At 66.0% G+C, this 24,099-nt stretch carries 23 protein-coding genes; 9 read left to right on the top strand and 14 right to left on the bottom strand.

The window, feature by feature from the left end; translation table 11 throughout:
• Positions 1 to 612 (top strand): ABC transporter permease (locus G3N99_RS12625; RefSeq protein ID WP_206122535.1); only part of this gene is annotated, 612 nt, incomplete at its 5' end.
• Positions 609 to 1,430 carry an ABC transporter ATP-binding protein gene (locus tag G3N99_RS12620; RefSeq protein WP_206122534.1) on the top strand — a complete coding sequence of 274 codons (822 nt, stop codon included), beginning with the start codon at positions 609 to 611 and terminating at the stop codon, positions 1,428 to 1,430. The genes G3N99_RS12625 and G3N99_RS12620, both read left to right, overlap by 4 nt.
• Positions 1,431 to 1,634: 204 nt before the next feature.
• On the opposite strand, the gene G3N99_RS12615 is transcribed toward G3N99_RS12620, so the two are convergent.
• Together G3N99_RS12615 and G3N99_RS12610 are read right to left on the bottom strand one after the other, a co-directional pair.
• The gene (locus G3N99_RS12615) at positions 1,635 to 2,165 is read right to left on the bottom strand and encodes an OsmC family protein (RefSeq protein ID WP_206122533.1); all 531 of its coding nucleotides are present in this window, start codon (positions 2,163 to 2,165) and stop codon (positions 1,635 to 1,637) included.
• Positions 2,166 to 2,633: 468 nt separating this feature from the next.
• Positions 2,634 to 4,199 (bottom strand): methyl-accepting chemotaxis protein, encoded by a 1,566-nt coding sequence (locus G3N99_RS12610; protein WP_206122532.1) that lies wholly within the window; start codon positions 4,197 to 4,199, stop codon positions 2,634 to 2,636.
• A gap of 1,240 nt (positions 4,200 to 5,439) precedes the next feature.
• Here G3N99_RS12610 and G3N99_RS12605 point away from each other — a divergent pair.
• Positions 5,440 to 6,993, top strand: coding sequence for a DHA2 family efflux MFS transporter permease subunit (locus G3N99_RS12605; protein ID WP_174933573.1), 1,554 nt, complete (start codon positions 5,440 to 5,442; stop codon positions 6,991 to 6,993).
• Between the two features lie 342 nt (positions 6,994 to 7,335).
• On the opposite strand, the gene G3N99_RS12600 is transcribed toward G3N99_RS12605, so the two are convergent.
• From G3N99_RS12600 to G3N99_RS12585, 4 genes are all read right to left on the bottom strand, one after another.
• Positions 7,336 to 7,905, bottom strand: a complete 570-nt coding sequence (locus G3N99_RS12600) for a VOC family protein (RefSeq protein ID WP_241011605.1) — start codon at positions 7,903 to 7,905, stop codon at positions 7,336 to 7,338.
• Entirely contained in the window at positions 7,847 to 8,176 is a 330-nt protein-coding gene (locus G3N99_RS12595) for a DHCW motif cupin fold protein (protein WP_206122537.1), read from the bottom strand. Before G3N99_RS12595 ends, G3N99_RS12600 begins: the two co-directional genes overlap by 59 nt.
• Positions 8,177 to 8,223: 47 nt before the next feature.
• Positions 8,224 to 8,511 (bottom strand): cupin domain-containing protein, encoded by a 288-nt coding sequence (locus G3N99_RS12590; RefSeq protein ID WP_011350198.1) that lies wholly within the window; start codon positions 8,509 to 8,511, stop codon positions 8,224 to 8,226.
• Between the two features lie 179 nt (positions 8,512 to 8,690).
• On the bottom strand, positions 8,691 to 9,332 hold the full coding sequence (locus G3N99_RS12585) for a MarR family transcriptional regulator (RefSeq protein ID WP_346778484.1): 642 nt from the start codon (positions 9,330 to 9,332) through the stop codon (positions 8,691 to 8,693).
• A 58-nt stretch (positions 9,333 to 9,390) separates the two neighbouring features.
• Here G3N99_RS12585 and G3N99_RS12580 point away from each other — a divergent pair, with 58 nt between their 5' ends.
• Positions 9,391 to 10,467, top strand: a complete 1,077-nt coding sequence (locus G3N99_RS12580) for a catalase family peroxidase (protein WP_241011604.1) — start codon at positions 9,391 to 9,393, stop codon at positions 10,465 to 10,467.
• A gap of 130 nt (positions 10,468 to 10,597) precedes the next feature.
• On the top strand, positions 10,598 to 10,984 hold the full coding sequence (locus tag G3N99_RS12575) for a tautomerase family protein (RefSeq protein ID WP_241011607.1): 387 nt from the start codon (positions 10,598 to 10,600) through the stop codon (positions 10,982 to 10,984).
• Positions 10,985 to 11,140: 156 nt separating this feature from the next.
• Here the strand turns inward: G3N99_RS12575 and G3N99_RS12570 are convergent, their stop codons facing one another.
• From G3N99_RS12570 to G3N99_RS12555, 4 genes are all read right to left on the bottom strand, one after another.
• On the bottom strand, positions 11,141 to 11,878 hold the full coding sequence (locus G3N99_RS12570; RefSeq protein WP_206122530.1) for a formylglycine-generating enzyme family protein: 738 nt from the start codon (positions 11,876 to 11,878) through the stop codon (positions 11,141 to 11,143).
• A gap of 12 nt (positions 11,879 to 11,890) precedes the next feature.
• The gene (locus tag G3N99_RS12565; protein WP_206122529.1) at positions 11,891 to 12,436 is read right to left on the bottom strand and encodes an ATP-binding protein; all 546 of its coding nucleotides are present in this window, start codon (positions 12,434 to 12,436) and stop codon (positions 11,891 to 11,893) included.
• 244 nt (positions 12,437 to 12,680) lie between these two features.
• On the bottom strand, positions 12,681 to 13,709 hold the full coding sequence (locus tag G3N99_RS12560; protein WP_206122528.1) for a hypothetical protein: 1,029 nt from the start codon (positions 13,707 to 13,709) through the stop codon (positions 12,681 to 12,683).
• 92 nt (positions 13,710 to 13,801) lie between these two features.
• Positions 13,802 to 14,485: a TetR/AcrR family transcriptional regulator gene (locus G3N99_RS12555; RefSeq protein ID WP_174933585.1), complete on the bottom strand. Its 684-nt coding sequence runs from the start codon at positions 14,483 to 14,485 to the stop codon at positions 13,802 to 13,804.
• A gap of 53 nt (positions 14,486 to 14,538) precedes the next feature.
• Between G3N99_RS12555 and shc the strand changes: the two genes are divergently transcribed.
• A complete protein-coding gene (shc, locus tag G3N99_RS12550; protein WP_206122527.1) occupies positions 14,539 to 16,593 on the top strand; it encodes a squalene--hopene cyclase in 2,055 nt (684 codons plus the stop codon).
• Positions 16,594 to 16,618: 25 nt separating this feature from the next.
• Here the strand turns inward: shc and G3N99_RS12545 are convergent, their stop codons facing one another.
• Positions 16,619 to 17,281 (bottom strand): ankyrin repeat domain-containing protein, encoded by a 663-nt coding sequence (locus G3N99_RS12545; RefSeq protein ID WP_206122526.1) that lies wholly within the window; start codon positions 17,279 to 17,281, stop codon positions 16,619 to 16,621.
• 44 nt (positions 17,282 to 17,325) lie between these two features.
• Positions 17,326 to 18,183, bottom strand: a complete 858-nt coding sequence (locus tag G3N99_RS12540; RefSeq protein WP_174933590.1) for a helix-turn-helix transcriptional regulator — start codon at positions 18,181 to 18,183, stop codon at positions 17,326 to 17,328.
• A 271-nt stretch (positions 18,184 to 18,454) separates the two neighbouring features.
• Here G3N99_RS12540 and G3N99_RS12535 point away from each other — a divergent pair, with 271 nt between their 5' ends.
• From G3N99_RS12535 to G3N99_RS12525, 3 genes are all read left to right on the top strand, one after another.
• A complete protein-coding gene (locus tag G3N99_RS12535) occupies positions 18,455 to 19,573 on the top strand; it encodes a polyamine ABC transporter substrate-binding protein (protein WP_174933593.1) in 1,119 nt (372 codons plus the stop codon).
• Between the two features lie 77 nt (positions 19,574 to 19,650).
• Positions 19,651 to 20,022 (top strand): cupin domain-containing protein, encoded by a 372-nt coding sequence (locus tag G3N99_RS12530; RefSeq protein WP_174982562.1) that lies wholly within the window; start codon positions 19,651 to 19,653, stop codon positions 20,020 to 20,022.
• A 121-nt stretch (positions 20,023 to 20,143) separates the two neighbouring features.
• The gene (locus G3N99_RS12525) at positions 20,144 to 21,031 is read left to right on the top strand and encodes a LysR substrate-binding domain-containing protein (RefSeq protein WP_206122524.1); all 888 of its coding nucleotides are present in this window, start codon (positions 20,144 to 20,146) and stop codon (positions 21,029 to 21,031) included.
• Positions 21,032 to 21,043: 12 nt separating this feature from the next.
• Here G3N99_RS12525 and G3N99_RS12520 read toward each other — a convergent pair whose 3' ends face one another.
• Both G3N99_RS12520 and G3N99_RS12515 read right to left on the bottom strand, forming a co-directional pair.
• Entirely contained in the window at positions 21,044 to 21,730 is a 687-nt protein-coding gene (locus G3N99_RS12520; RefSeq protein ID WP_174933599.1) for an HAD family hydrolase, read from the bottom strand.
• A 141-nt stretch (positions 21,731 to 21,871) separates the two neighbouring features.
• A complete protein-coding gene (locus tag G3N99_RS12515; RefSeq protein WP_174939173.1) occupies positions 21,872 to 24,013 on the bottom strand; it encodes a phospholipase C, phosphocholine-specific in 2,142 nt (713 codons plus the stop codon).
• Positions 24,014 to 24,099: the final 86 nt, after the last annotated feature.

Here is a 24,099-nt window from a genome sequence, read left to right as displayed (position 1 = left end):
GGCGCGAGTACGCTGCGGGTCGCGGCGGGTTTCGCGGCGGGCGGCGGACTCGCGCTCGTCGTCGGCGCGGCGATGGGCCTGAGCCGCCGGATCGATGCGCTGTTCGAACCGACGTTCCAGGCGCTGCGCGCGATTCCGTCGCTCGCGTGGGTGCCCGTGTTGCTGCTGTGGCTCGGCATCGATGAAGCACCGAAGATCACGCTGATCGCCATCGGCGCCTTCTTCCCGGTCCACCTCGCGGTGGTCGCCGGCATTCGCGACGTCGACCGCAAGCTCGTCGAGCTCGGCACGGTATACCGGCTCGGCCCGCTCGCGCTGTTCCGTCGCATCCTGCTGCCAGCCGCACTGCCGCAGATCGTCACCGGCTTGCGCACCGGCCTCAGTCTCGCGTGGATGTTCATGGTCGCCGCGGAGCTGATCGCGGCCACGCGTGGCCTCGGCTTCCTGTTGAGCGACGGCCGGGAAACCGGGCGGCCGGATCTCGTGTTCGGTGCAATCCTGCTGCTGGCGTTGCTCGGCAAGCTGACCGACGGCGCGATGGCGCGCATCGAATCGCACTGGCTCGGTTGGCGCGACGCGTTCGATCACACGCCACGCAAGGTGTCGACATGAGCCCCCATCCTTCCGCACACACGGCGGCCGGCGCCACGACACCGCTGCTCGACCTGCGCATCACCCGCAAGCTTTACGGCGATCGCACGATCCTCGCCGACGTTCCGCTGCAGGTCGCACGCGGCGAGATCGTCTGCGTGGTCGGCCCGAGCGGTTGCGGCAAGAGCACGCTGCTGCGGATCGTCGCCGGCCTCGATACCGATTTCCGCGGCAGCGTGACGCTCGGCGGCATCGCGCTCGACGGCCCCTCCCCGCGCGCTGGCGTGATCTTCCAGGAGCCGCGGCTGCTGCCATGGCTATCGATCGCGGACAACGTCGGCTTTGCGGCCGGCCCGCGAGGCGGACGCGCCCCGTCCGTCGCACGGCTGCTCGACGAAGTCGGTCTGGCCGGCGTCGCCCGGCAACTGCCGGCCACGTTGTCGGGCGGGATGGCCCAGCGCGCGGCGATCGCGCGCGGGCTGTTCGGCGAGCCGGACCTGCTGCTGCTCGACGAACCGTTCAGCGCGGTCGATGCGATCACCCGGATGCGGTTGCAGACACTGCTGCTCGATGTCGTGGCGCGACACCGGATGGCCGCGATCGTCGTCACGCACGATCTCGACGAAGCGCTGTATCTCGGCGATCGCGTGCTGATGCTCGCGCCGAACCCTGGCCGCATCGATGACGAGATCCACGTTGCAGTCGCCCGGCCGCGCGATCGCCGCGACCCGACGCTGGCCGTGCTGCGCGCGCGGCTGCTGGACGCATTCCAGCAGCTTCAGGATCGTGCCGACGAGACGAAGCGTCGAACGCGCGACCGTCAAGCCTCGGAAGCCTGACTGCGCGCCGGCTGGTTCACGACCGGCGTCGCCCGGCGCCGATTCGGCACGCGTTCGGCGCCGGGACGACGCATCCGTCATCGCACACCGGTGCGACGGGAATCGCCGTCATATCGGCGCCCCGACAGGGTGCGCGGCGTATCGACCGCGCGCTCACCGCGCGGCGACGTGACATGCTGCAACGCGCCGGTGCACCGGCGCACGTCAACCGTGCGTGTGCCGCAACTCGCTGTCGATCGTCTGCGGCAGTCGCAGCAGGTTGAAGATCGGGCACAGCGCCTCGACCGCCTGATGCAGTGCACGAATCGTCTCCGGCGGTTCGGGCGAGACGATATCGAGCGTGTAGCGGAGGTTGTGCGGGAACACCGGCACATGCTCGAAACCCGGTTGCTGCGCGAGCGGATGCTGGTCGCCGGTCACTTCGACCTTGATCGAATCGATTTTCAGGCCGCGCTCCGCGGCCTGAATCAGCGTGATGTGCGTCAGGCAACTGCCCAGCACGCCGAGCTGCAGCTCCGGTGACGCCGGCCCGAGGTTGTAGCCGGCGAAATCGGGCGGGCTGTCGCTGATCACCTGGAAATCGCGAATGCGGATCTCCCGCACGCCGCTGCGGCCCAGTGCACGCACGGTCGCTTTCAGCGGGGTGGCCTTGAGTTCCGGATTGCTGCGGGCGGCTTCTTTTTTCGCGAGCCAGGCGTCGCGTTTTTGTTTGAGATAGTCGTTCAGTGTCGTCATGTCGGGCTGGTACGGTCGCAATGACTGGCCATGCATACGGCAGCCAATCGAGGGGGGTCTTCATGCTATGCCCTTCCGTGACAGCCACGAAACGATCATTCCAGCAAAGCAATTCGCGGGATGTGATGTCGCATGGCGACACGCGCGCACAGGAACCGTCGGCGGTCGTTCATCCTCCTCGAGTTATCCACAATTTCCGTGCATAACCCTGTGGAGAACCTCGCCGCAATTGCGCCGCAGCCCCTGCCGACAAGCGTCTCGGCGCTATCGCCGTCGCGTCGTGGGCATTGCACGCCGACTCCATCGCACCGGGTTCGGCGATCGTGCTTCACCTCGCTGGTGCACGGGTCGCGCCGACATCGCCAGTCACGATGTCCGCACCAGAAATGTGCGGCTTCGACATCGGCCGCACCGCGTCGGCCCCCCGTCCGGCCCGACGCGCCAGCGCCGGTCGCGAGCATCCGTGTGTCAGGCCAGCGCCTCGTCACGCAGACGGAACTGCGCAACTGCCGCACTCAGCCGCGAGCCTTGTTCATCGAGCGACAGCGCCGCGGCCGCGGCCTCCTCGACCAGCGCGGCATTGCGCTGCATCGTCTGCTCCATCTGGATGACCGCGGCGTTCACCTGCTCGATGCCCGACGATTGCTCCTCGAACGCGTTGCTGGTTTCGTTCATGATCGTATTGACGCGCTCGACCGCCGCGACGAGCTCGGCCATCGCCGAGCTGGCCAGGGCGACGAGGCCGCTGCCGTCTTCGACGCGCTGCGCGGAATGGCCAATCAGTTCGCGGATCTCCTTCGCCGCCGACGCGCAGCGCTGCGCGAGCCCGCGCACCTCGGTCGCGACGACCGCGAAGCCGCGCCCCTGCTCGCCCGCGCGCGCGGCTTCGACGGCGGCGTTCAACGCCAGGATGTTGGTCTGGAACGCGATGCTCTCGATCACGCCGACGATCCCGGAGATCCGCGTCGAACTGTTCGAAATCGCCGACATCGTCTCGACGACGCGCTGCATCGCCTCGCCGCCGCGCGACGCGATGCCGGCCGCGCCTTCGACGTAGGTGCGCGCATCGCGCGCGTTGTCCGCGTTCTGGCGCACGGCCGCCGTCAGTTGCTCGACGCTCGCCGCCGCCTGTTGCAGCGAGACGGCCTGCTGCTCGGTGCGCGCCGACAGGTCGACGTTGCCGCTCGCGATCGTGCGGACGTCGCCGACGATCGTCTCCGTGCTCGCGCGCACCTGGTTCACGGTATCGACGAGGCCGTCCTGCATCCGCTTCAGCGCATGCAGCAGATAGGCCATCTCGTTCTCGCCGGGTACGACGACCGTTCCGGTCAGGTCGCCTTTCGAGATCTTCTCGAACTGGTCGACCGCGAGATTGATCGGCTCGATGATCGCCTTCGCGAGCACGCGCTGCGCAAAGAAGCCGACAACGAGTGCGAAGACCGCGACCGCCGCCATCCCCCACACGATCCGGTGGAAATGGACCCCGGCCGCCTCATAGCGCGCCTTTTCGCGCGCGACCTGGAACGATTCGAGCGCATCGATCGCCTCCTGGTAGGCGGCGAACAGTGCGGGCGGCGCGGTGCGCTGCGTGTCGAGGAAGCCGAAACCGTCGTCGCCGTCGAGTTGCGAGAGCGCCTTCACGAACACGCCGTCAAGCAACGCCCGACGGCGATTCTGCAGCGTGTCGAACAGCGCCTGCTCGTCGGCGTTGCGCGCATGCAGGCCCGCATAGGCATCCAGCTCGTCGTTGCTCTGCTTGAGGAGCGTGCGGAGTTTCGCGATCTCTTCCTTGCCCGAGTGGCCGGCGCTGATGATCTGCGCGACGTCGCTCATGCGTTCCCGCAGCACGAGCATCCGCTCGGAGCTGGTCTTCAGGTGCAGCAGCGACGCGGTGTCGTCGCGGTACATCGCCTCGAGCGAAGCGTTGCCCAGATAGAGGGCCGCGATGCATGCGCCGACCACCAGCACGAGCAGCACGGTATAGCCGGCGATGGTCGCGACGAGACCACCACGGATAGTGAGTTGTTTTCGCATGACGTTCCCTTGCGCCGGCCGGGCGCGGCCAACGACGGATGTGGATTCCGGATCACGAAAGATGCGCGCCGCGTCGCAACACGAGGCGCATGGGCTGCGAACGGGTTAACGGCGGGGAGAACGGGGAGGTTTTATCTGCACGCGACGTGAATCTTGACGATTGCGACAGGTGTCGGTCGCTCCGCGCCTGTTTCGGGCTCACACGCTGCGACCGGCGTTTGCCTGGTCCGGCTCTGGACGTGCAGCGATGCAACCATCGAAGGCGAAGACTTCCTGAAGTCGGCCCGGACGTCAGGATCTACGACATCCGATGCGACTGGCTTTCCCGACGCGTTTATCGAGTGGGTCAGGATCAAGCCGAAGGCTGGCCTCCGGTGCTTCACGCATCGGATGGGGGCTCATCGCGGCGCGCTGGTGAATCCCGCGAATTTCATTTTCGATCATTGTTCTGTATGCCGAAAACTTTCCGGAACGCGCCTCGACCAGTCATCCGCGAGCGATTTTTATTGCCTGAATCTCCAATGAATCGAATGGTCTGCATATATCAGACGATGAATTAACAGGCAGTACCAGAGCAATCAAGACGCTAAATCTTTGACGACTCTCGAGAAAGCAATATCGGAGACATTCGTACGGCACTATTCAATAAATCCGGCAAATTCATCACCGATTCTTTCATTCCGATTTATTCCACATTGACTATACGTGACACAACAAAGACTTTCTCACACACGTAAACAATCAAGCTTCTTTTCATTTCATTCAACAGTCGACGACGTGTGCAACTGATATTTGCAGAATTCGCGGTTCAACGGGGCGACCGAAGAACCGGATAGCCCGATATGTCACCTGATGCCTCCGCAACGGGGCTGCATCGGAAACTGCGTACCTGGCGGCGGTTTCCCCTGTTTTTTCAAAGTCACCGCGAATCGTCCCGTTGTTCGCTCATTCCCGCTTCAACGTTGCGACCGGTAACAACGGCCGACCGTTCAGCCAATGCCTTTCCTCGCGACAACGCCGATTAATTCTGAATTTGCATCAATCCCGAGAAACGCGCCGCGCGCGCCACTGCTTCAAAAGAAAAGTCTCGGCACAATGCCGTCGCATGCAGGCGGTCGATGCGCGCGAATCCATCGCTGGCCAGCCGCATCGCCGACCGGATCGATTCGTCGGTATCTCGCGCGCAGCCCGTTACACACGTCCGACTCTCTAAAGGGACGTGCCCCACCCCGGTTCCAACATGGCTCAGACATCCACTCACCATCCGCCCCTGGCTGGCGGCCAGCTCGTCGTCGCCACTTTCGTGGTGGCGCTCGCCACTTTCATGACCGTCCTCGACACGTCGATCGCCAACGTCGCGATTCCCAACCTGTCCGGCAATCTCGGCGTATCGGTCGACGAGGGCACGTGGGTCATCACGATGTTCGCCGCCGCCAACGCCGTGTCGATTCCGTTGACCGGCTGGCTCACGCAACGCATCGGCCAGATCCGGTTGTTCGTCGGCTCGATCCTGATGTTCGTGTTCGCGTCGTGGCTGTGCGGCATCGCGCCGACGCTGCCCTTCCTGCTGGCCGCGCGCATCCTCCAGGGCGTGGTGGCGGGCCCGCTGATTCCATTGTCGCAAGCGGTCCTGCTCAGTTCGTATCCACGGGCCAAGTCCGGCACCGCACTGGCGTTATGGGCCATGACCGCGACCGTCGGCCCGATCGCGGGCCCGCTGCTGGGCGGCTGGATCACCGACAGCTACAGCTGGTCGTGGATCTTCTACGTCAACATCCCGGTCGGCCTCTTCGCGGCCAGCGTGATCTGGGCCATCTATCGCAACCGGGAGACGGAGACCCGCAAACAGCCGATCGACGTCGTCGGCCTGGTGCTGCTGATCGCGTGGGTCGCCACGCTGCAGATCATGCTCGACAAGGGGCGCGACCTCGACTGGTTCTCGTCGCCGATCATCATCGGGCTGACCATCGCCGCGCTGATCAGCTTCGCGTTGTTCCTGATCTGGGAATTGACCGAAGCGAACCCGATCGTCGATTTGCGATTGTTCACCCAACGCAACTTCCTCGGCGGCACGATTGCGATCTCGGTATCGTACGCACTCTACTTCGGCAACCTGGTGCTGCTGCCGCAGTGGATGCAGGAAGACCTCGGCTATCGCGCCTTCGATGCCGGGCTCGTCACCGCGCCGGTCGGCATCTTCACCGTGCTGCTGTCGCCGTTCATGGGACGCGTGCTGAAAGCGGTCGACGCGCGCATCATCGCCACGCTGTCGTTCATCGGGTTTGCCGGCGTGTTCTACATGCGCGTGATGTACGTGACCGACATCGACACGTGGCATCTCGTGCTTCCGACGCTGCTGCAAGGCATTCCGGCCGTGCTGTGGTTCGTACCGCTGATCGCGATCATCCTGTCGGGACTGCCGCCGGAACGGATCCCGGCGGCGGCGGGCCTGTCGAATTTCGTCCGCATTTTTTGCGGTGCCGCGGGCACGTCCATTGCCGGCACGGTATGGAACAACCGAACGATCATGCATCACGCGCATCTGACCGAACAGGCGAACGTCAGCAACCCGATCTTCAATCGGCAGATCGACGCGATGCAGTCGTCGCTGCATCTCGACATGTCGTCCGCGCACGCACTGTTCAATTCGCTCGTCGACGGCCAGGCCGCCATTCTCGGGCTCGACGATTTCTTCTACGCGTCGACGTTCATCTTTATCTGCATCATCCCGCTGATCTGGATCACCCGGCCGCTGAAGGGCGAATCGTCCGACGCCGCATCGGGCGCGCACTGACGCGTTCCGCGTAGCGCGCATACCGTCGGCGCCCCGGTATCGGGTGCGCCGACGGCGTGTTCGGGACGGTGGCGGTGATTGCGACGCTTCCGCATCTCGATGCGCAACGCATGACGAGGTTGCCGTGCGTCGTCAGCCTCGTATCGCAGCCTTGACGCATGCGGACGCGATCTTGCCGCATACCCTGTGGAGCCGCACGTCGACGAGAGCTGCCCGCATTCGCTTCCGCGCATGCAGCAGCCAGGCCATCTCAAGCAGTGCAGACGATCACCCGGGCGAATCTCCGCCAACCTTGGGCGGGAAACGACGCATCCCGAATCCCGGACGCACCGCGACGGGTCCCTAGCCGCCGCCGGCCAGCCTTGAACGGATCTCGTCGGGCGAGAGGTCGCGCCGATGCGTGGCGATCTGCCATACGTTTCCCCACGGATCTTTCACCATTGCCCGCCTGTCGCCGTACGGCATGTCGGCCGGCGCTTCGAGCTGGGTCGCATGCGCTGCAAGCGCCCGCTGACAGGTCAGATCGGCATCCTCGACATAGACGTACAGAAACGCGACCATCGGATCGCGCAGGCCGTCTTCCCCGCTGATCATCACGACGGAATCGCCGATCCTGATTTCCGCAGGCAATCCAGGGCGGTACGCGCCCTGCGCGTGAAATACCGTTCGAATGAATTCGATCAGGCCTTGCGGATCCGGCACGACGATTCGTGGCGTGACGGTATGCCAACCGTCGGGCTGGAACTTGACCATGTCGGGCAGCCTCCGAAGAGATATCGGGGGTATTGTCCTCCCGGCACCGGAGGTCTGCAAAGGATCGGCTACGGCCGGCACGCGGGCGCGCGCGCCCGCTTCAATCGACGATGAACAGCCTGGCGCCCGTCCGGGTCGACGATCGATGCGCTTCGGCATGATCCGCGACCTGGTAGCTCATGCCCGGTCGAAGCGTGAACTGCCGCCCGTCTTCGAGCTCCGTCAGCAACTCGCCTTCCAGGCAATACAGGATGTGACCTTTGACGCACCAGTGGTCGGCGAGGTAATCGGCCGAATAGTCGACCTGCCTCACGCGGATATCCCCGAACTGCATCGTCCGCCAGCGCGCGACCCCACGTTCTCCGCGGTGCTCGGTCGGTTCCACGGTGCTCCAGTCGGTCGTTCCAAACGGGATGTCGGTCATTTTCATCATGCTTCTCCCTGTCGTGGCCTGGCTCGCGGCGCTTGACGCGCCCCTCAGAGAATCTCGACCTCGACGAACACCACTTCGTGATCCGTCGCGTTGACGACGTTGTGTTCGACGCCCTTCGGCCCCGCGTAGCTGCGCCCGGCGTGCAGTTGCGACTCCCGGTTGCCTTGTGCGGTTTCGAGCAGAAGCTGCCCGTCCGTTTGCGGCACGACGACATAGTCATGCTGATGAACATGCCAGCCGGTCTCGGCACCCGGTGCAAATCGCCATTCGGTGACGATCACGCGCTCGTTCGCTACTTGCTGCGTCGGGACGGCTTTCGGACGGTGTTGCATCGTATGTCTCCCACATTGTCGGGTGGCTTGGCGGCGCCCCGACGGATGCCGCGATTCGGATGGCTCGCCATGCTCGCGGCCTATTCTAACGACGAAGCGCATCGCTCGACACCTTCAGATGCGTTGCGTTTTCCGGGGTATCTGTTTTCGTCGAACGCAGCGCACACCGGCCGGTGTCGCTACTTCTTCGCGATCCGGTACTGGCAGATGAGACGCCCCTCGCGCAGGCAATGGTCCGTGACCGTGCGCCCCGTCGCTTCGGAAAAGTAGGCTGCGATGGCGCGACACACGCAGGGCGTTTCGCGCACGGCGCTCGCAACCGGGCAGCTGTAGTTGCGAACCATGATTGCATTGCCGTCGGGCACCGCTTCGGTGTGCGCGCCCAGTGAATCGACGACGGCCATCGCGCCGGCCAGGTTCGTGTCGAAATCGTCCGATGCCGGCAGGCCGTTCTCGCGCGCCAGGCGGCGGCCCGTTTCAACGAGCACCTTTTCGAGCTGGCGTTCGTCGAGATGCGCCTGAAGCGTGGCGAGCAGCGCCAGCAGAAACGCCGGATACGCGCTCGACGCCGCGTCCTCGCTGCCCGGCGCAGCCTCGTAGAGCACGGCCGGCTTGCCCGGTGTCCCGGTCTGCACCGGCTTGTGCCGGCGCACGAGCCCCTCCGCCTCCAGCTGCTTCAACTGCATGTTGATCGCCGTCCGCGTCACGTTGAGGGATTCGCAGAGCTGCACGACGGTCAGCGGTTCTCGTTGCAGCGCGCGTAGGACGTCGTTCTTGGTAGTCACGGGAAAAGGGTTCGGATCGGCGGGAGAGCGATCGATTATAGCCTCGCGACCGAAGGGCTCGACCGGGCCATATTAACAATAACGACATATCTATTTGTCATTATTGTCGATATGCACTAGACTCGTGTTGCCGTCCCCGTCCCCAACCCACCGAAGAGTTCCGATCATGAGACGATCCGCGTCCCGTCTTTCCTGGGCGTTCCTGCTTGGCCTCGCGGCCGCGCAGGCAGCGTCCGCCCAAACGCCGGCGCCTTCCGCCGGCCAGAAGTCGTCCCCCACACAGTTGGTCGATGCGCTGAATGGCGTGTTTGGCCGGCATCCCGGCGCGCGCGCCGTGCATGCGAAGGGCATCGTGCTCGAGGGGTCGTTTACGCCGAGCGCCGCTGCGCCGGCCGTCAGCAAGGCGCCGCACTTCCGGGCCGCCGTCCCGGTGGTTGTCCGGTTCTCCGACTTTGCCGGCATTCCCGATATTGCGGACAACCATCCGCTCGCGTCGCCGCGCGGCTTCGCCATCAAGTTCAAGCTGCCGAACGGCAGCGATACCGATATCGTCGCGCATTCGTTCAACGGGTTTCCCTCGCCGACGGCCGACGACTTTCGCGATCTGCTGATCGCGATCGGCACGAGCGGCCCGAATGCGGCCAAGCCGACGCCGCTGGATACCTACCTGGAAAGCCACCCGGTCGCGAAAGCGTTTCTCACCGCGCCGAAGCCGTTCCCGGCCAGCTATGCGACGCTGCCGTACTTCGGCGTCAATACGTTCCGTTTCATCGACGCGGAAGGCGCCGTGACCTATGGGCGTTATCAGATGCTGCCGATCGACGGCGAACACTATGTATCGGATGCGGAGGCGGCCAAGGTGGCGCCCGGCTACCTCCAAACGGAAATCCGCCAGCGCGTCGCGCGCTCGCCGATTCGGTTCCGCCTCGTGCTGCAGATCGCCCAACCCGGCGACAAGCTCGACGATCCCTCCATCGCATGGTCGAACACCCATCGCACCGTGGAGCTCGGCACGATCTCGATCACGAAAGCGGTCGCCGACAATGCGGCGGCGCAGCGCCGCCTGCTGTTCCTGCCCAACGCACTGCCGACCGGTATCGAGGCGGAAGACCCGATGATCAATGCACGTTCGGCCGCCTATCCGGTTTCGTTCGCGCGCCGCCAGCAGTAAGTGCGACGATCGTTCCGGTCAACGCCTTCGCCATCAACTCAGTAGTCCGTATGAAGCACGGCATGCCGCCGCCGAGAGAAACGACATGCCGTGCCGACACTATCCCGACCCAGGAGAAATTCCCGTGCCAATGCTCAAATTCGACCTCATCGAGGGCCGCACCGACGAACAGGTGCGCACCCTGCTGGACGCTGCCCATCAGGCGATGGTGCAGGCGTTCGACGTCCCCGCGACCGACCGCTACCAGTCCGTCACGCAGCATCGCCCCGGCGAACTCGTGGTGGAAGACACCGGCCTCGGCTATCCGCGATCGCGGGACGTGGTGCTGCTGACGGCAGTGAGCCGCCAGCGCACCGAGTCGCAGAAGCTCGCGTTCTACCGTCTGCTCGTCGAGAACCTGCACACGCAGTGCGGCATCTCGCCGGACGACGTCGTCGTGTCCATCGTCGAGAACGGCGACGCGGACTGGTCGTTCGGTCGCGGGCGTGCGCAGTTCATCACAGGCGAACTCACCTGATCGCCGGCTGTGCAACGCTGATTGCGATCGCCAACCGTTCCGCCCCGGGTCGAATGCAGCCCGGGGCGGAACGATGGTCGATACGGGCGGCACACGCCCATCGCAAGCCGCGGTCCAGTCGTCACGACACGACTTGCCGCAACGAGGCGGCCACGATCAGTCTCCGCGCGATCCACGCACGACGGGCGCGAGTCGCGCATCTCCCGCATCAAGCGACCGCGCAACCCGAAACCCGAGATCGTCGATCGCGAAGGTCGGATGACTGCGACGGCGATTCGTTGCAAGGCAACTGCGCTCGACATCGGCCCAACCCCCGCCGCGAAACACGCGATACGAACCGTAGACTTCCGGGTCGTATTGATCCGCGCACCACTCCCACACATTGCCCAGCATGTCGTGCAGCCCCCAGCCGTTGGGCTGCTTCCGGCCGACCGCGTGCGTGCGGCCGCCGGCGTTTTCCCGGTACCACGCGATGGCGTCGAGCTCGCCATACCTCGGGCCATGCGTTCCCGCGCGGCATGCGTACTCCCACTCCGCTTCGGTCGGCAGCCGATAGCCGTTGCTGCCCGGAACCAAGGCGGCACCCGTCCCGTCCTCGTGGATGTCGTAACCGCAATGCAGACCGTCGGCCGTCGACAGCCGGTTGCAGAACCGGACGGCGTCGAGCCACGACACGTTCTCCACCGGGTGTTGCGCGCCGGCATGCGACGATGGCGCCAGCCCCGTGACCGCCGCGTATTGTGCCTGGGTCACCGGATAGCGGCCGATCGCAAAGCGTTGCAGATCGACGCACCAGGTGCGGCCGATCCGGTCGTCCCTCAATGCAATGGTGCCGGCGGGAACCGGCACCATCGGCAGATCGAGTGTGTCAGGCGGGTATTCGATGTTCTTCACGCTGGCGCACCTTTATGAAGCCGGCCGGACGGAACCGGCCTCGTCATAAGCGACGATGTTCAACCCTTCCGTCGCAGTCGGCACGACGAAGTACCGCGTGATCCGTTCGAACTCGGCGTCGGACGCCTGGAACGGATGGTCGCCTCGCGCATTGCGCGCGTGCAGCCGCGCCTTGCAAACGGCATCGCTGACGTCGAGGTAGTGCAATCGATGGTCGCAGCCGGCAGCCTGCGAAATGGCGAGCCCCCATGTACGCGCGGCGACGGTATTGAACGGCACATCGAGCACCACCGACACGCCGGCCTGCAGCACCGCGCGGGCCTGATCGGCAATCACGTGGCCGACGCGCTTCGCACACCGGACGTAGTCGTCGATCGACAGGATCTCACCCGGATAGAGCTGCGCGAGCCACGCGTCTTCGCTGATCGAAACGACCGGCCCGGCGCTCGCGAGCCGCGCGACGAGCGTCGATTTTCCGGACGCGATCTTGCCGCATACCATGTGGAGCAACACGGCATCGTTCGATGCCGTCGCGTGAAGTGACTTCCCCGTCTGCATGTCCAGGCTCTCCAACGAATGCCCAGAAAGCAAAAACCCGCCTTCCGGGCGGGTTGTGACGATATCCATTCAGTCGATCGCTATCCCGCCGGCAACGTTGCGGCGCAAATAATCGAACGGGTTTGCGAATGGGTCATGGGCGTCAGAATAACCAACTGCCCGATCGCGAGCAAGCGGGTTCGAAACGGCGCGCGTCAGCTTGCGCACGCGAAGCCGGTGCAGGCACGACAGCGAGGTGCGTGAATCATGGCCAGTAGCCGGCCTTTTCGTCGAACCCGCGCGCCGCCAAACGGGCCCGGGCGTCATCGTTCCATTTCATGCTGCCCGACGACAGGCCGACGGAACGGGTGGCCGGCGGCCAATCACGATCACGCAACGCATTCAGGTCAAGTGCCACGCCCGACGCGCGAAACTCCCGCAACCGGTCCTGCCCGTCCAGCCCGGGCAAATCCGCGAGCTTCCGGCAATTGAACAGCGCGAGCCGTTCCAGCTTCGCACCGGACAGATCCAGCGTCGTGAGCTGCAACTGATCCTCGATGCGAAACGCGGAAAGCGACGGCAAGCGCGACAGGTCGCCCAAAGTGGCAAGCCCGCGCACGCGCAGGATCTGCAGCATCTCGAGGGTGGTGCTCGACAGATCGTCGATGGCGTCGCGGCCGCCCAGGATCAGCGTCATTTCCGTCAACGCCGGCATGGCCGGGATGAAGCCGAGCGGATGCTTCTTTGCATGGGAACCGAGCGTCAGCTTGCGCAACCCGGGCAGGCCGGCGAGTACGTCGATCCCCTTTGCATGGCCGTGCACGAAGAGTTCGGTCAACGACCCGCACTTCGCCAGCGGCGACAGATCGATGTTCCGCTTCTCGTTTTCAATCAGCACGAGCCGCTCGAGCGGACCGAGGTCGAGCGTGTCGAGAAAGTCCGGCCGGTTCAGCTTGAACACCCCGAAGCTCAACCGTTTCAGCGCGGGAAGCCGGCCGATTTCTTCTTCATGCACGATCTCGGTCAGGCAATCGACCGCCAGGTCCCGGACGTCGGGCAAATGGCGCAGCACGGCCGCATCGAACCGTGCCGAGTAGTGGCCGTAAAACCGGACCTGAAGACGATTCCCGGCGAGCCGGCACGCTTCGTTCAGCGATTGCAGGATCGCCGGGCCGTACGCTTCGGGCCGGCTGAACTGGACGACCAGCCGCCCGCGTTGCGCGCAAGCTTCCGCGATTTCGATCGGCGAAAGCGTTTCCGGGTCGTTCACCCGGCCACTGTCTACCTGCAGCATGCACTCTCCGGCGATTCGTTCACGATCCCGTCACGGCGCAGGCCCGCGCCTGCCTTGTCTTCCCGCCACCGACGTCCACCCCGTGCCGGCCGTCATCCCGGAAACACACCCTTGCTCATCGCGTCGAGTTGCCGGCCGATTTCGGCGCGCAATTCGGCGGAGATCTCGAGGCTGTCGAGCAGTTTCGAAATCCACAGCCCGTCGGCGGCGAGCCGGCAGATCATCAGCGTGGCGGCCTGCTCGAGCGGCACGGCGTCGGGCCGCGTCCATTCCCGCATCGGCACCGACCATCGCTCGCGCGTGTCCTGGTCGGTAATCATCGACGCGACCAGCACACGCAGCACATCGGTACTCGCGGCCGGATGCGACTCGTCGAGCACCGCATGCATGTAGGCACGCGCCACCGCGCCTGCGCCATCGGCATCCGCCGCCACCCGCGCGGCCATCTGCGCGGCGAACCGCTCGGTCGCCTGACCGAACAGTGCGTCCAGCAGCCCCTGCTTGTTCGCGAAGTGATACTGCAGCGCGCCTTTCGTCACGCCGGCACGCTCGGCCACCGCATCGAGCGTCAGCGCGGCCACACCGTGATGTGTCGCGATTTCCGATGCAGCCGCCAGCAACTGCGCACGCACCTGATCCGGCGCTTTTTTTCGACGCACGCCGGCGGTGGGGGCGGCCGGCGCCGACGATGCTTCAGGCGCCTGCGTGCCGGCCGCTCCAGCCGGTTCATCGGGCGCGGACACATCGTGCGGCGCGGGTTCGAGGTGTTTTTTCATGGTGCGGATGGTAGCACCCGGGTGCCTCAATATAAACATTCCGGCCGGATGGTATGATCCGCCGCATGACTAAACCCACCCCCTCCCCCTGGTCCGCGCTCGACACCGCCATCGCCCGTGGACGCGACGCCCTCGTGCGTCTCCAGCAGCCCGACGGCAGCTGGTGTTTCGAACTCGAATCCGATGCGACGATCACCGCGGAATACATCCTGATGATGCATTTCATGGACAAGATCGACGACATCCGCCAGGAGAAGATGGCGCGCTACCTGCGCGCGAACCAGCGGCTCGACACGCATGGCGGGTGGGCGCTGTACGTCGATGGCGATCCGGACGTGTCGTGCAGCGTGAAGGCGTATTTCGCGCTGAAGGCGGCCGGTGACAGCGAACACGCGCCGCACATGGTTCGCGCGCGCGACGCGATCCTGAAGCTCGGCGGCGCGGCCCGCGCGAACGTGTTCACGCGCATCCTGCTCGCGACGTTCGGCCAGGTGCCGTGGCGCGCGACGCCGTTCATGCCGATCGAATTCGTGCTGTTCCCGAAGTGGGTGCCGATCTCGATGTACAAGGTCGCGTACTGGGCGCGCACGACGATGGTGCCGCTGCTCGCGCTGTGCTCGCTGAAAGCGCGGGCGCGCAATCCGCGCGACATCTCGATCCGCGAGCTGTTCGTCACGCCGCCGGACGAGGAACGCCAGTACTTCCCGCCCGCCCGCGGCATGCGCAGGCTGTTCCTCGCGCTCGACCGCACGGTGCGCCATGTCGAGCCGCTGATGCCGAAGGGCCTGCGGCAGCGCGCGATCCGCCATGCCGAAGCGTGGTGCGCGGAGCGGATGAACGGCGAGGACGGGCTCGGCGGCATCTTCCCGCCGATCGTGTACGCCAACCAAATGATGCAGGTGCTCGGCTACCCGGACGATCACCCGCTGCGGCGCGACTGCGACAATGCGCTGGAGAAACTGCTGGTCACGCGGCCGGACGGCAGCATGTATTGCCAGCCGTGCCTGTCGCCGGTGTGGGACACCGCGTGGAGCACGATGGCGCTCGAGCAGGCGCGCGGCGTGGCGGTGGCGGAAGACGGCGAGCCGGGCGACGCACGGCGCGCACTCGACGAACGCATCGCACGCGCATACGACTGGCTGGCCGTACGCCAGGTGAACGACCTGCGCGGCGACTGGATCGAAAACGCGCCGGCCGACGTCCAGCCGGGCGGATGGGCGTTCCAGTACGCGAACCCGTACTACCCCGACATCGACGACACGGCCGTCGTCACCGCGATGCTCGATCGCCGCGGCCGCACGCATGGCAACGCGGACGGCACGAACCCGTATGCGCCGCGTGTCGCGCGTGCACTCGACTGGATGCGCGGGCTGCAATCGCGCAACGGCGGCTTCGGGGCATTCGACGCCGACTGCGACCGCCTGTACCTGAACGCGATCCCGTTCGCCGATCACGGCGCACTGCTCGATCCGCCGACCGAGGACGTGTCGGGCCGCGTGCTGCTGTGCTTCGGCGTGACGAAACGCGCGGACGAACACGCGTCGCTCGCGCGCTGCATCGACTACGTGAAGCGCACGCAGCAGCCCGACGGCAGCTGGTGGGGCCGCTGGGGCACGAACTACATCTACGGTACGTGGAGCGTGCTCGCCGGCCTCGCGCTCGCCGGCGAGGACAAGTCGCAGCCGTATATCGCCCGCGCGATCGAATGGCTGCGCTCACGGCAGCATGCCGACGGCGGCTGGGGCGAGACGAACGACAGCTACATCGACCCGAAGCTGGCCGGCACCAATGGCGGCGAAAGCACGTCGAACTTCACCGCGTGGGCGCTGCTCGCGCAGATGGCGTTCGGCGACTGCGAATCCGATTCGGTGAAGCGCGGCATCGCGTATCTGCAGTCGGTGCAGCAGGAAGACGGCTTCTGGTGGCACCGCTCGCACAATGCGCCGGGCTTTCCGCGCATCTTCTATCTGAAGTATCACGGCTATACCGCGTACTTCCCGCTGTGGGCGCTCGCGCGCTATCGGCGGCTTGCGGGCGCTGCGGCGGCGCGGGCGTCGGCCGCGCGCGGTGCGCCGGCAGTCGCCGCAACGGACACGGCGGTCGCCTGAGCGGTCACGTGGCGGCGCAACGCCGTCACACGAAGCCTTCGTCGACGAGCGTGCTGCCGCGCGCCGTGATCTCGTGCCGCTGGCCCGAGCCGCCGACCACGCGGCTCCAGCTTTCGGACACGAGCACGGCCGCCGCGTCGTCGTTGCGCAGCGCATAGCCGAACCCGCCGTACATGCCCGGCACCGCGAACCATACGCGTTCGGCCTGCGCGTCGAGTTCGAGCAGCGGCTCGAGTTCGGGCAGGCGCAGCGCGTCGACGCGCAGGCGGGCGATGCGGCCGCGAATCATGTCGTGGAAGTGGCGCTGGATGTCACTCAGTGTCTCGTCCGGCACGAAACGCCGCGGCTGCGGCGTCAGCAGATCGACGAGATGTCGATGCCCGCGCCGCTCGGCAAGATCGACCGGGCGTGCCCCCTGTGCATCGCGCAGCATGCGCCATGCGCCGAGCTGCAACAGCGCGACGACCACCTCTTTCGGTGCGCCGCCGTATGCAGCCTGATGTAGCGGCGTATAGAGCGACGTCCCGCCCAGCCGCGTCGCATTGACGAGCCTCGACTGCTTCTCGACGAGATCCAGCACCGTCGCCCAGTCGCCATCGCGCGCCGCATCGGCCAACGCATGCCGGCTCGCGACCTGCGCGTCGTCGAGCACGTCGGCGCCCGTGATTCCATCCCATGTGATGCCCAAGCGGCTCTCCTCGTGTATCGCGCCAGCCCTATCGTAGCGCGCGATCACGCAATGCCTCGCCGGGCCGACGACGCATCGAGCACATCATGATCCAGCAGCAGGTTCAGCAGCTGGCGGCGTGATTCGATGCCGAGCTTCGCGAATGCGCGCCGCGCGTAGGTATCGATCGACGACGGCCGGATGCCGAGTTCGTGCGCGATGTCCTGCGTCTTCCTGCCGCGAATGAGCCGCGCACACACCTCCGATTCGCGGGACGTCAGCTTCCCGAACACGTCGTTCAAGCGCTGCGCGGCACCGCTTTCCTGCGCGTGCGGCGCATCCGCATCCGCACCGGCCGGGCGATCGCCGACGATGCGACGATGCGCGACCGCCAGCGGCAACACGATCAGCGCGACGTGCCGGACAATGCTCAGCTCCTTCAGCGAAAACGCCGGCAGCCGTCGCGCGCGGCACACCGACAGCGCATAGGTCAGCTCGTCCACGCGATACGTGACCACGCACTCGTCGTGGATGTCCTCGGTGTCGTAAAACGCGCGCCGGATCTCGGGGTTCAGCCGCAGCGTCGAGAGCTGCAGCAACTGCGTGTCGCGTTCGCCGCGGATGCAGTCGAATGTCGTGTCGATCCGCGCGAAATCGCGGTAATAGCGCGTCATCGTGCGCTCGATCTGGTCCGGATAGGTGCCGTAGCTGCCGATCCAGCCGACCCGGCGATCGCGCAGCGATTCGTCCTCGTAATCGAGATGAATGGAATCGCAATCGACGATGCGCGTCAGGCTCTCGAACACGACCGCGACGAAATCCGGCGAGCCGATCGCGGCGGCCACGGCCGACAGCGCGTCGGACATGAAGACGAGCTGGCCCAGCTGGATATCGATCGTCGTAGCGGCGTCATGGTCGGTCATACGATGCACAGGAGAACGGGACGCTTACCGTTACCACGCCAAAAGTGCGCTGCCAATTCCCTCGCGCGGGTTTCCGGTGCATGCCGCGGGTCCGCTGTACGGATTTCATGGACAGACACGCCAACAGCCGCCGCATACAGTCATCCCCGAGATTCGGCGAGGCCCGCCGGTGCGCACACGCAGCGCAGCGAACCGCCGCGAGCCTCATCGACCGACCCGCGGCGCGCGTGCGCGATGCCACGCGCCGCCCTCGTTTCGAAAGGGAGTGACCATGATCGTCCGCGCTTTCCGTCTTGCCTTCCCGGTTGCGATCGCAGCCGCCGCCTGTTTCGCGCCGCTGTCGGCGATACCCGCGCATGCTGCGGATACCGAACTGAACGTCTACAACTGGTCCGAGTACATCGCGAAAACCACGATTCCCGATTTCCAGAAGCAAACGGGCGTTCACGTCCGCTACGACGTCTACGACAGCGACGACACGCTGCAGTCGAAGCTGCTGGCCGGCAGCTCCGGCTACGACATCGTCGTGCCGACCTCGAACTACATGGCGAAGCAGATCCAGGCCGGCGTGTACCAGAAACTCGACAAGTCGAAGCTGCCGAACCTCGCGAACCTCGATCCCGCGCTGATGAAGAAGATCGCGGAATCCGATCCGGGCAACCAGTACGGCGTGCCGTGGGCCTACGGCACCGACGGGGTCGGCTACAACGTGCAGGCGGTCAGGAAGGCACTCGGCGACGGCGCGCCGCTCGACAGCTGGGCACTGGTGTTCGATCCGGCCAACGTGGCGAAGCTGAAAAGCTGCGGCGTGTCGTTCCTCGATGCGCCGGACGACGTGTTCGCCGCCGCGCTCCAGTACATCGGCAAGGATCCGAACAGCAAGAACCCGGCCGACTACCACGCGGCGTTCGACATGCTGAAGCAGGTGCGCCCGTACATCACGCAGTTCAACTCGTCGGGTTACAACAACGACCTCGCGAACAATGACGTCTGCGTCGTGCTGGGCTGGTCGGGCGACGTCAGCGTCGCGCGCCGCGAGGCGATCGCGGCGAAGCGCGGCTACGAGATCCGTTATGCGAACCCGAAGGAAGGCGGCATCCTGTGGTTCGACGTGATGGCGATTCCGAAGGATGCGCCGCATCCGGAGGCCGCGCTGCAATGGATCAACTACATCCAGGACCCGAAGGTCAACGCGGACATCACCAACGAGATCTACTATCCGAGCGCGAACCGGGCGGCCCATCAGTACGTGACGCCGGCCGTCGCGCACGATCCGAACGTGTACCTGCCCGCCGACGTGCTCGACCGGATGACGCTCTCGAAGCCGCGTTCGGCGGACATCGCGCGACTCGAGAACCGCCTGTGGCAGCAACTGAAAACCGGCAACTGACCGGGCCCGCCGCCGGCATACAATCCTGCGGACGCGCCGGCGGCGCGCTCCGCTCAACCCGAAGAAGGATGTTGTCCATGATCGACGTTTCATCCATTACCGACGCACTCGCCCCGCAAGGCGAGCCGACCACGTATCGCGTCGCGCCCGAGAAACTGCTTGACGGCGACCCGCTGCAGACGCTCACCCCCGGCTTCACGAGCCCGTGTGGGCGCTTCTCGACCGGCATCTGGGAAAGCACGCCCGGCCGCTGGAAGGTCGCGTATACCGAAGCGGAATACTGCGAGATCCTGCAAGGCACGTCGGTGATCACCGACGAGGAAGGCAACGCGAAAACCCTTCGCGCCGGCCATCGCTTCGTCATTCCGCCGGGCTTTCGCGGCACCTGGGAAGTCGTCGAACGCACGCGGAAGATCTTCGTCGCGTACGACGAGCAGCCGCCCGAATAAGCGACGGCCGCGTGTCAGGCGCGCCACATCGCGCCCCAATTTGCCACGCACATCCACGCCAATGACATGGAATTGACACACGCGGCCGGTAATTTCCGCACGTCTCGTCCCGTGTGTCGCCATGCTTGCCCTGCTTCTCGCCGCCTTCTACGAAACCGCCCGCCAGGGAAGCGTGACCGCAGCCGCGAAGCGCCTCGACGTGAGCCAGCCGACGATCACGTCGCGCATCCAGCAGCTCGAACGCCATTACGGTGTGGAGCTGTTCCATCGCCGCGGCAACCGTCTCGATCTCAGTGACGCGGGTGCGTCGCTGATGCCGATGATCGGCCAGATGCTGCAGATGGAGAACGATATCGATTTCGCGCTGCGCAACGAGCGCGAACTGCATACCGGCAACCTGCGCGTCGGCACGACCGGCCCGTTCTACATCCTGCCCGCGATCGCCGCGTTCCGGCGCCAGTATCCGGCCGTGAAGATCAGCATCGAGATCGGCAACTCGCAGCAGGTGCTCGACGCGCTCGTCGATTTCCGCTGCGACGTCGCCGTGTCGTCGCAGCGCGACGACGATCCGCGTTTCGTGCGGCATACGATCGCGAACGATCCGCTCGTGCTGGTCATACACCGCTCGCATCGGCTCGCCGCGCGCGAGTCGGTCGCGCTCGCCGCGCTGGCCGGCGAGACGCTGCTGCTGCGCGAGGCCGGCTCGCGCACGCGCGCGCTGATGGAGCACGTGCTGAAGCACGCAGGCATCGGGCTGCCCGCGAACGCGATCGAGCTCGGCAGTCGCGAAGCGATCCGCGAAGCCGTGCGGCACGACATGGGCTGCACGCTGATGCCGCGCGGCGAGGTCGGCGCGCATCCGGAACTGCGCGCGGTCGCGTTCGTCGACGATCTGCCGCCGATGCACGAATACCTGTACTACCTCGATGCGCGCGCCGACACGCGGCTGATTACCGCGTTCATGGCCAACGTCGAACGCCACGACGAAAGCGCGCGCGCCTGCGCGTGACGGCGCGCACGCTCACACCGTTTCGAACAGCTCCACGATCTGCCACCCGCGTGCCGTCGCCAGCGCGCGCAGCCGCTCGTCCGGATTGGTTGCGACCGCGTCGGTGACACGCTCGAGCAGCGGTATGTCGTTGTGCGAATCGCTGTAGAACCAGCTGCGTTCGAAGTCGGACCACGCGAGCCCGCGCGACGCGAGCCATGCGTCGGTGCGCACGATCTTCCCTTCCCGATAGCTCGGCACGCCGGACGGACGCCCCGTATAGCGCGAATCCGGACGCCCGTCGACGGTTTCGAGCTCGCACGCGATCAGCGCATCGATGCCGAACGCGCGCGCGATCGGCCGCGTGATGAACGCATTCGTTGCGGTGACGACGCAGCACAGGTCGCCCCGCGCACGATGATGACGCACGAGATCGAGCGCGGCCGGCGAGATCGCCGGGCGCACGACATCGGCCATGAAGCATGCGTGCCAGTGCGCGAGCCGTTCCCGCGAATAGCGGGCGAGCGGCGCGAGCATGTTGCACAGGTGCGCATGGATGTCGAGCGTGCCGGCCGCGTAGCCGGCCGCGAACGCAGCGTCGATGCGGGCGAATTCGGCCGCGTCGACCAGGCCATGCTCGACCATGAAATGGCCCCAGGCCTGGTCGCTGTCGAACGGAATGAGGGTGAAGTCGAGATCGAAAAGCGCGAGTTGCGTCATCGAATGAAGCGTCGTGTGAACGGGAATGAATGAAAAACGCGCGGCCCCGTCGAATCGAGGCCGCGCACAAAACGCCGCCGGCGCGGGTCGGCGCGCCGGCGGCAACCGGTGATGCGACGCCGGCCGCGCGGCCGGCGCCGGTCAGCTGGACACGCCCATCGCCGGATCGCTGATGCTGTCCTTGCCGGTCTCGACGCGGCCCGCGAAGCGGCGCATGAGACCGTTCTCGGCCGTCAGCGTGAAGTCGTACCAGCCGCTCGACGCGGCGAGCGTCCAGTACGGCTCGACCTGCATCCCGGCCGGCACCGAGTAGCTCCACGGGCCGTCGGTGCGATACGCGTTCGACGTGACCGTCACCTGGCTCGCCGCGTTGCCGACGTTCATGATCGTCAGGTACACGGCGTCGTTCGCCGGGTCGTAGCACACGCGGATCTCCGGCACGGGCCCGCTCGCGGCCTTCGCGACGTTGCCCTGGAATTCGCGCAGGAAGCCGTTCGGCCCGAGCACCCACAGGTCGTAGTTGCCCGCATCGTCGGCCACCGCGCGCCACGAATCCGACAACTGCTTGCCCGCTTCGACCGTATAGCGGCGGGGCGCGCGATCGAGATGCAGCTTGTCGTACACATGGAACACCGCGCCGGCCGTGCCGGTATTGCTGAACGTGAGCCACACCAGCCCGCCCGACACATCGGCGCTCGCGCTCGTGTGCAGCTCGTACGGCAGCGCGCGCGACGGGCGCGTACCGGCCGGCTGCGCCGGCATCTGCTGCGTGCTGACCGACGGCACCGGCACCGCGCCCTGCAGGCTTTGCTGCACGTGCTGCGCGTCGGCCGCGGCCTTGGTCGGCGCCGGGAACGACGTCGTCGGGTTGCCGTTCGGGTTCTTGAAGTTGAAGGCCGACGTCAGGTCGCCGCACACCGCGCGGCGCCACGGGCTGATGTTCGGCTCCTGCACGCCGAAGCGCTGCTCGATGAAGCGCAGCACCGACGTATGGTCGAACACCTCGGAGTTGACCCAACCGCCCGTGCTCCACGGCGACACGACGAACATCGGCACGCGCGGGCCCGGCCCGTACGGGCGGCCGTCCGGCGCGAGCGGCGACGAATCGCCGGACGGGTTCGGCACGGTGAAGTACTCGTACTGCGTGGTCACGGTCGACTTGCCCGCGTACGTGCCGTCCGCGTTGCGCGACGGCGCGTTCGGCGGCGGCATGTGATCGAAGAAGCAGTCGTTCTCGTCGTAGTTCACGATGAGCACGGTCTTGCTCCACACGTCGGGGTTCGCGGTCAGCGTGTCGAGCAGGCGCTGCAGGTAGTACGCGCCCTGCCCCGGCGTCGATGCGCCCGGGTGCTCGCAGTATGCGGTGGGCGACACGATCCAGCTCACCTGCGGCATCCGGTTCGCCGCGATGTCGTCGGCGAGCGACTGCAGGAAGCCGCCGTCGGGCATCGTGTTGCCGATCCCCTTGTACAGCGGCGACAGCGCTTCCATCGCCGGCGTATAGGGCGCATTCGGCGAACCCGGCACGGTCTCGTTGACCTTGCGGAACGTCGCGAAGCCCGCCAGCGGGTTGTCGGTGTAGTTGTCCGGCATGTTCTGGTAGACCTTCCAGCTCACGCCGGCCGCCTGCAGGCGCTCCGGGTAGGTCGTCCACGTCAGGCCCGTCTTCGACGAACCGAGGCCGTCCCAGCCGTCGTTGTTCACGACGGCCACGTTCGACGACGCCGTCGGGCCGTTCGTGCCGGTCCACAGGAAGATCCGGTTCGAGTTGGTGCCGCCGTGCAGCGAGCAGTGATACGCGTCGCACAGCGTGAACGCGTTCGCGAGCGCGAAGTGGAACGGCAGGTCGGACTGCCGCAGGTAGCCCATCGACGCGTCGCCCTTCGACGCGGGCCACGCGGTCATCCGGCCGTTGTCCCACGCCGAGTGCGAATCGGTCCACGAGTGCGCGCCGCCGACGAGCAGCGCATTGCCCTTCGTGCTGTCGAGGTAGAACGGCAGCACCGGGCGCTTGCCGTCGTTCTGCTGCCACACGGGCGTGCCGCCCGGCTGCGGGATCGTCAGGCGATCGCCGAAGCCGCGCACGCCGGGCATCGTGCCGAAGTAATGGTCGAACGAGCGGTTTTCCTGCATGAAGATCACGACGTGCTGCACGTCGTTGATCGTGCCGGTCTGGTTGTTGGCCGGAATCGCGAGCGCACGCCGGATCGCCGGCGGGAACATCGAGAAGGCCGTGCCGGCGGCGGCGGCACGGAGAAACGAACGGCGGTCGATGGAAGTCATGGTCGAGAAGGTAGGTCGTCCCGGAAAGGCGCGCGCGTTACGGCGCGCAGCGCAGCTGCGAGTTCAGCGACGGCGATTGCAGCGCA

This window comes from Burkholderia sp. Ac-20392 (genome assembly GCF_017104585.1).
GTDB classification, from domain to species: domain Bacteria; phylum Pseudomonadota; class Gammaproteobacteria; order Burkholderiales; family Burkholderiaceae; genus Burkholderia; species Burkholderia lata.
The sequence above is the reverse complement of the archived record's forward strand: the minus strand, read 5'-3'. Positions and strand labels throughout refer to the sequence as shown.

Excerpts from the sequence above, each read along its gene's own strand:
- G3N99_RS12620 (WP_206122534.1), top strand. The coding sequence starts at position 609 with ATGAGCCCCCATCCTTCCGCACACACGGCGGCCGGCGCCACGACACCG.
- G3N99_RS12615 (WP_206122533.1), bottom strand. The coding sequence starts at position 2,165 with ATGACGACACTGAACGACTATCTCAAACAAAAACGCGACGCCTGGCTC.
- G3N99_RS12610 (WP_206122532.1), bottom strand. The coding sequence starts at position 4,199 with ATGCGAAAACAACTCACTATCCGTGGTGGTCTCGTCGCGACCATCGCC.
- G3N99_RS12605 (WP_174933573.1), top strand. The coding sequence starts at position 5,440 with ATGGCTCAGACATCCACTCACCATCCGCCCCTGGCTGGCGGCCAGCTC.
- G3N99_RS12600 (WP_241011605.1), bottom strand. The coding sequence starts at position 7,905 with ATGCCGAAGCGCATCGATCGTCGACCCGGACGGGCGCCAGGCTGTTCA.
- G3N99_RS12595 (WP_206122537.1), bottom strand. The coding sequence starts at position 8,176 with ATGAAAATGACCGACATCCCGTTTGGAACGACCGACTGGAGCACCGTG.
- G3N99_RS12590 (WP_011350198.1), bottom strand. The coding sequence starts at position 8,511 with ATGCAACACCGTCCGAAAGCCGTCCCGACGCAGCAAGTAGCGAACGAG.
- G3N99_RS12575 (WP_241011607.1), top strand. The coding sequence starts at position 10,598 with ATGCTCAAATTCGACCTCATCGAGGGCCGCACCGACGAACAGGTGCGC.
- G3N99_RS12565 (WP_206122529.1), bottom strand. The coding sequence starts at position 12,436 with ATGCAGACGGGGAAGTCACTTCACGCGACGGCATCGAACGATGCCGTG.
- G3N99_RS12560 (WP_206122528.1), bottom strand. The coding sequence starts at position 13,709 with ATGCTGCAGGTAGACAGTGGCCGGGTGAACGACCCGGAAACGCTTTCG.
- G3N99_RS12555 (WP_174933585.1), bottom strand. The coding sequence starts at position 14,485 with ATGAAAAAACACCTCGAACCCGCGCCGCACGATGTGTCCGCGCCCGAT.
- shc (WP_206122527.1), top strand. The coding sequence starts at position 14,539 with ATGATCCGCCGCATGACTAAACCCACCCCCTCCCCCTGGTCCGCGCTC.
- G3N99_RS12540 (WP_174933590.1), bottom strand. The coding sequence starts at position 18,183 with ATGACCGACCATGACGCCGCTACGACGATCGATATCCAGCTGGGCCAG.
- G3N99_RS12535 (WP_174933593.1), top strand. The coding sequence starts at position 18,455 with ATGATCGTCCGCGCTTTCCGTCTTGCCTTCCCGGTTGCGATCGCAGCC.
- G3N99_RS12530 (WP_174982562.1), top strand. The coding sequence starts at position 19,651 with ATGATCGACGTTTCATCCATTACCGACGCACTCGCCCCGCAAGGCGAG.
- G3N99_RS12525 (WP_206122524.1), top strand. The coding sequence starts at position 20,144 with ATGCTTGCCCTGCTTCTCGCCGCCTTCTACGAAACCGCCCGCCAGGGA.
- G3N99_RS12520 (WP_174933599.1), bottom strand. The coding sequence starts at position 21,730 with ATGACGCAACTCGCGCTTTTCGATCTCGACTTCACCCTCATTCCGTTC.
- G3N99_RS12515 (WP_174939173.1), bottom strand. The coding sequence starts at position 24,013 with ATGACTTCCATCGACCGCCGTTCGTTTCTCCGTGCCGCCGCCGCCGGC.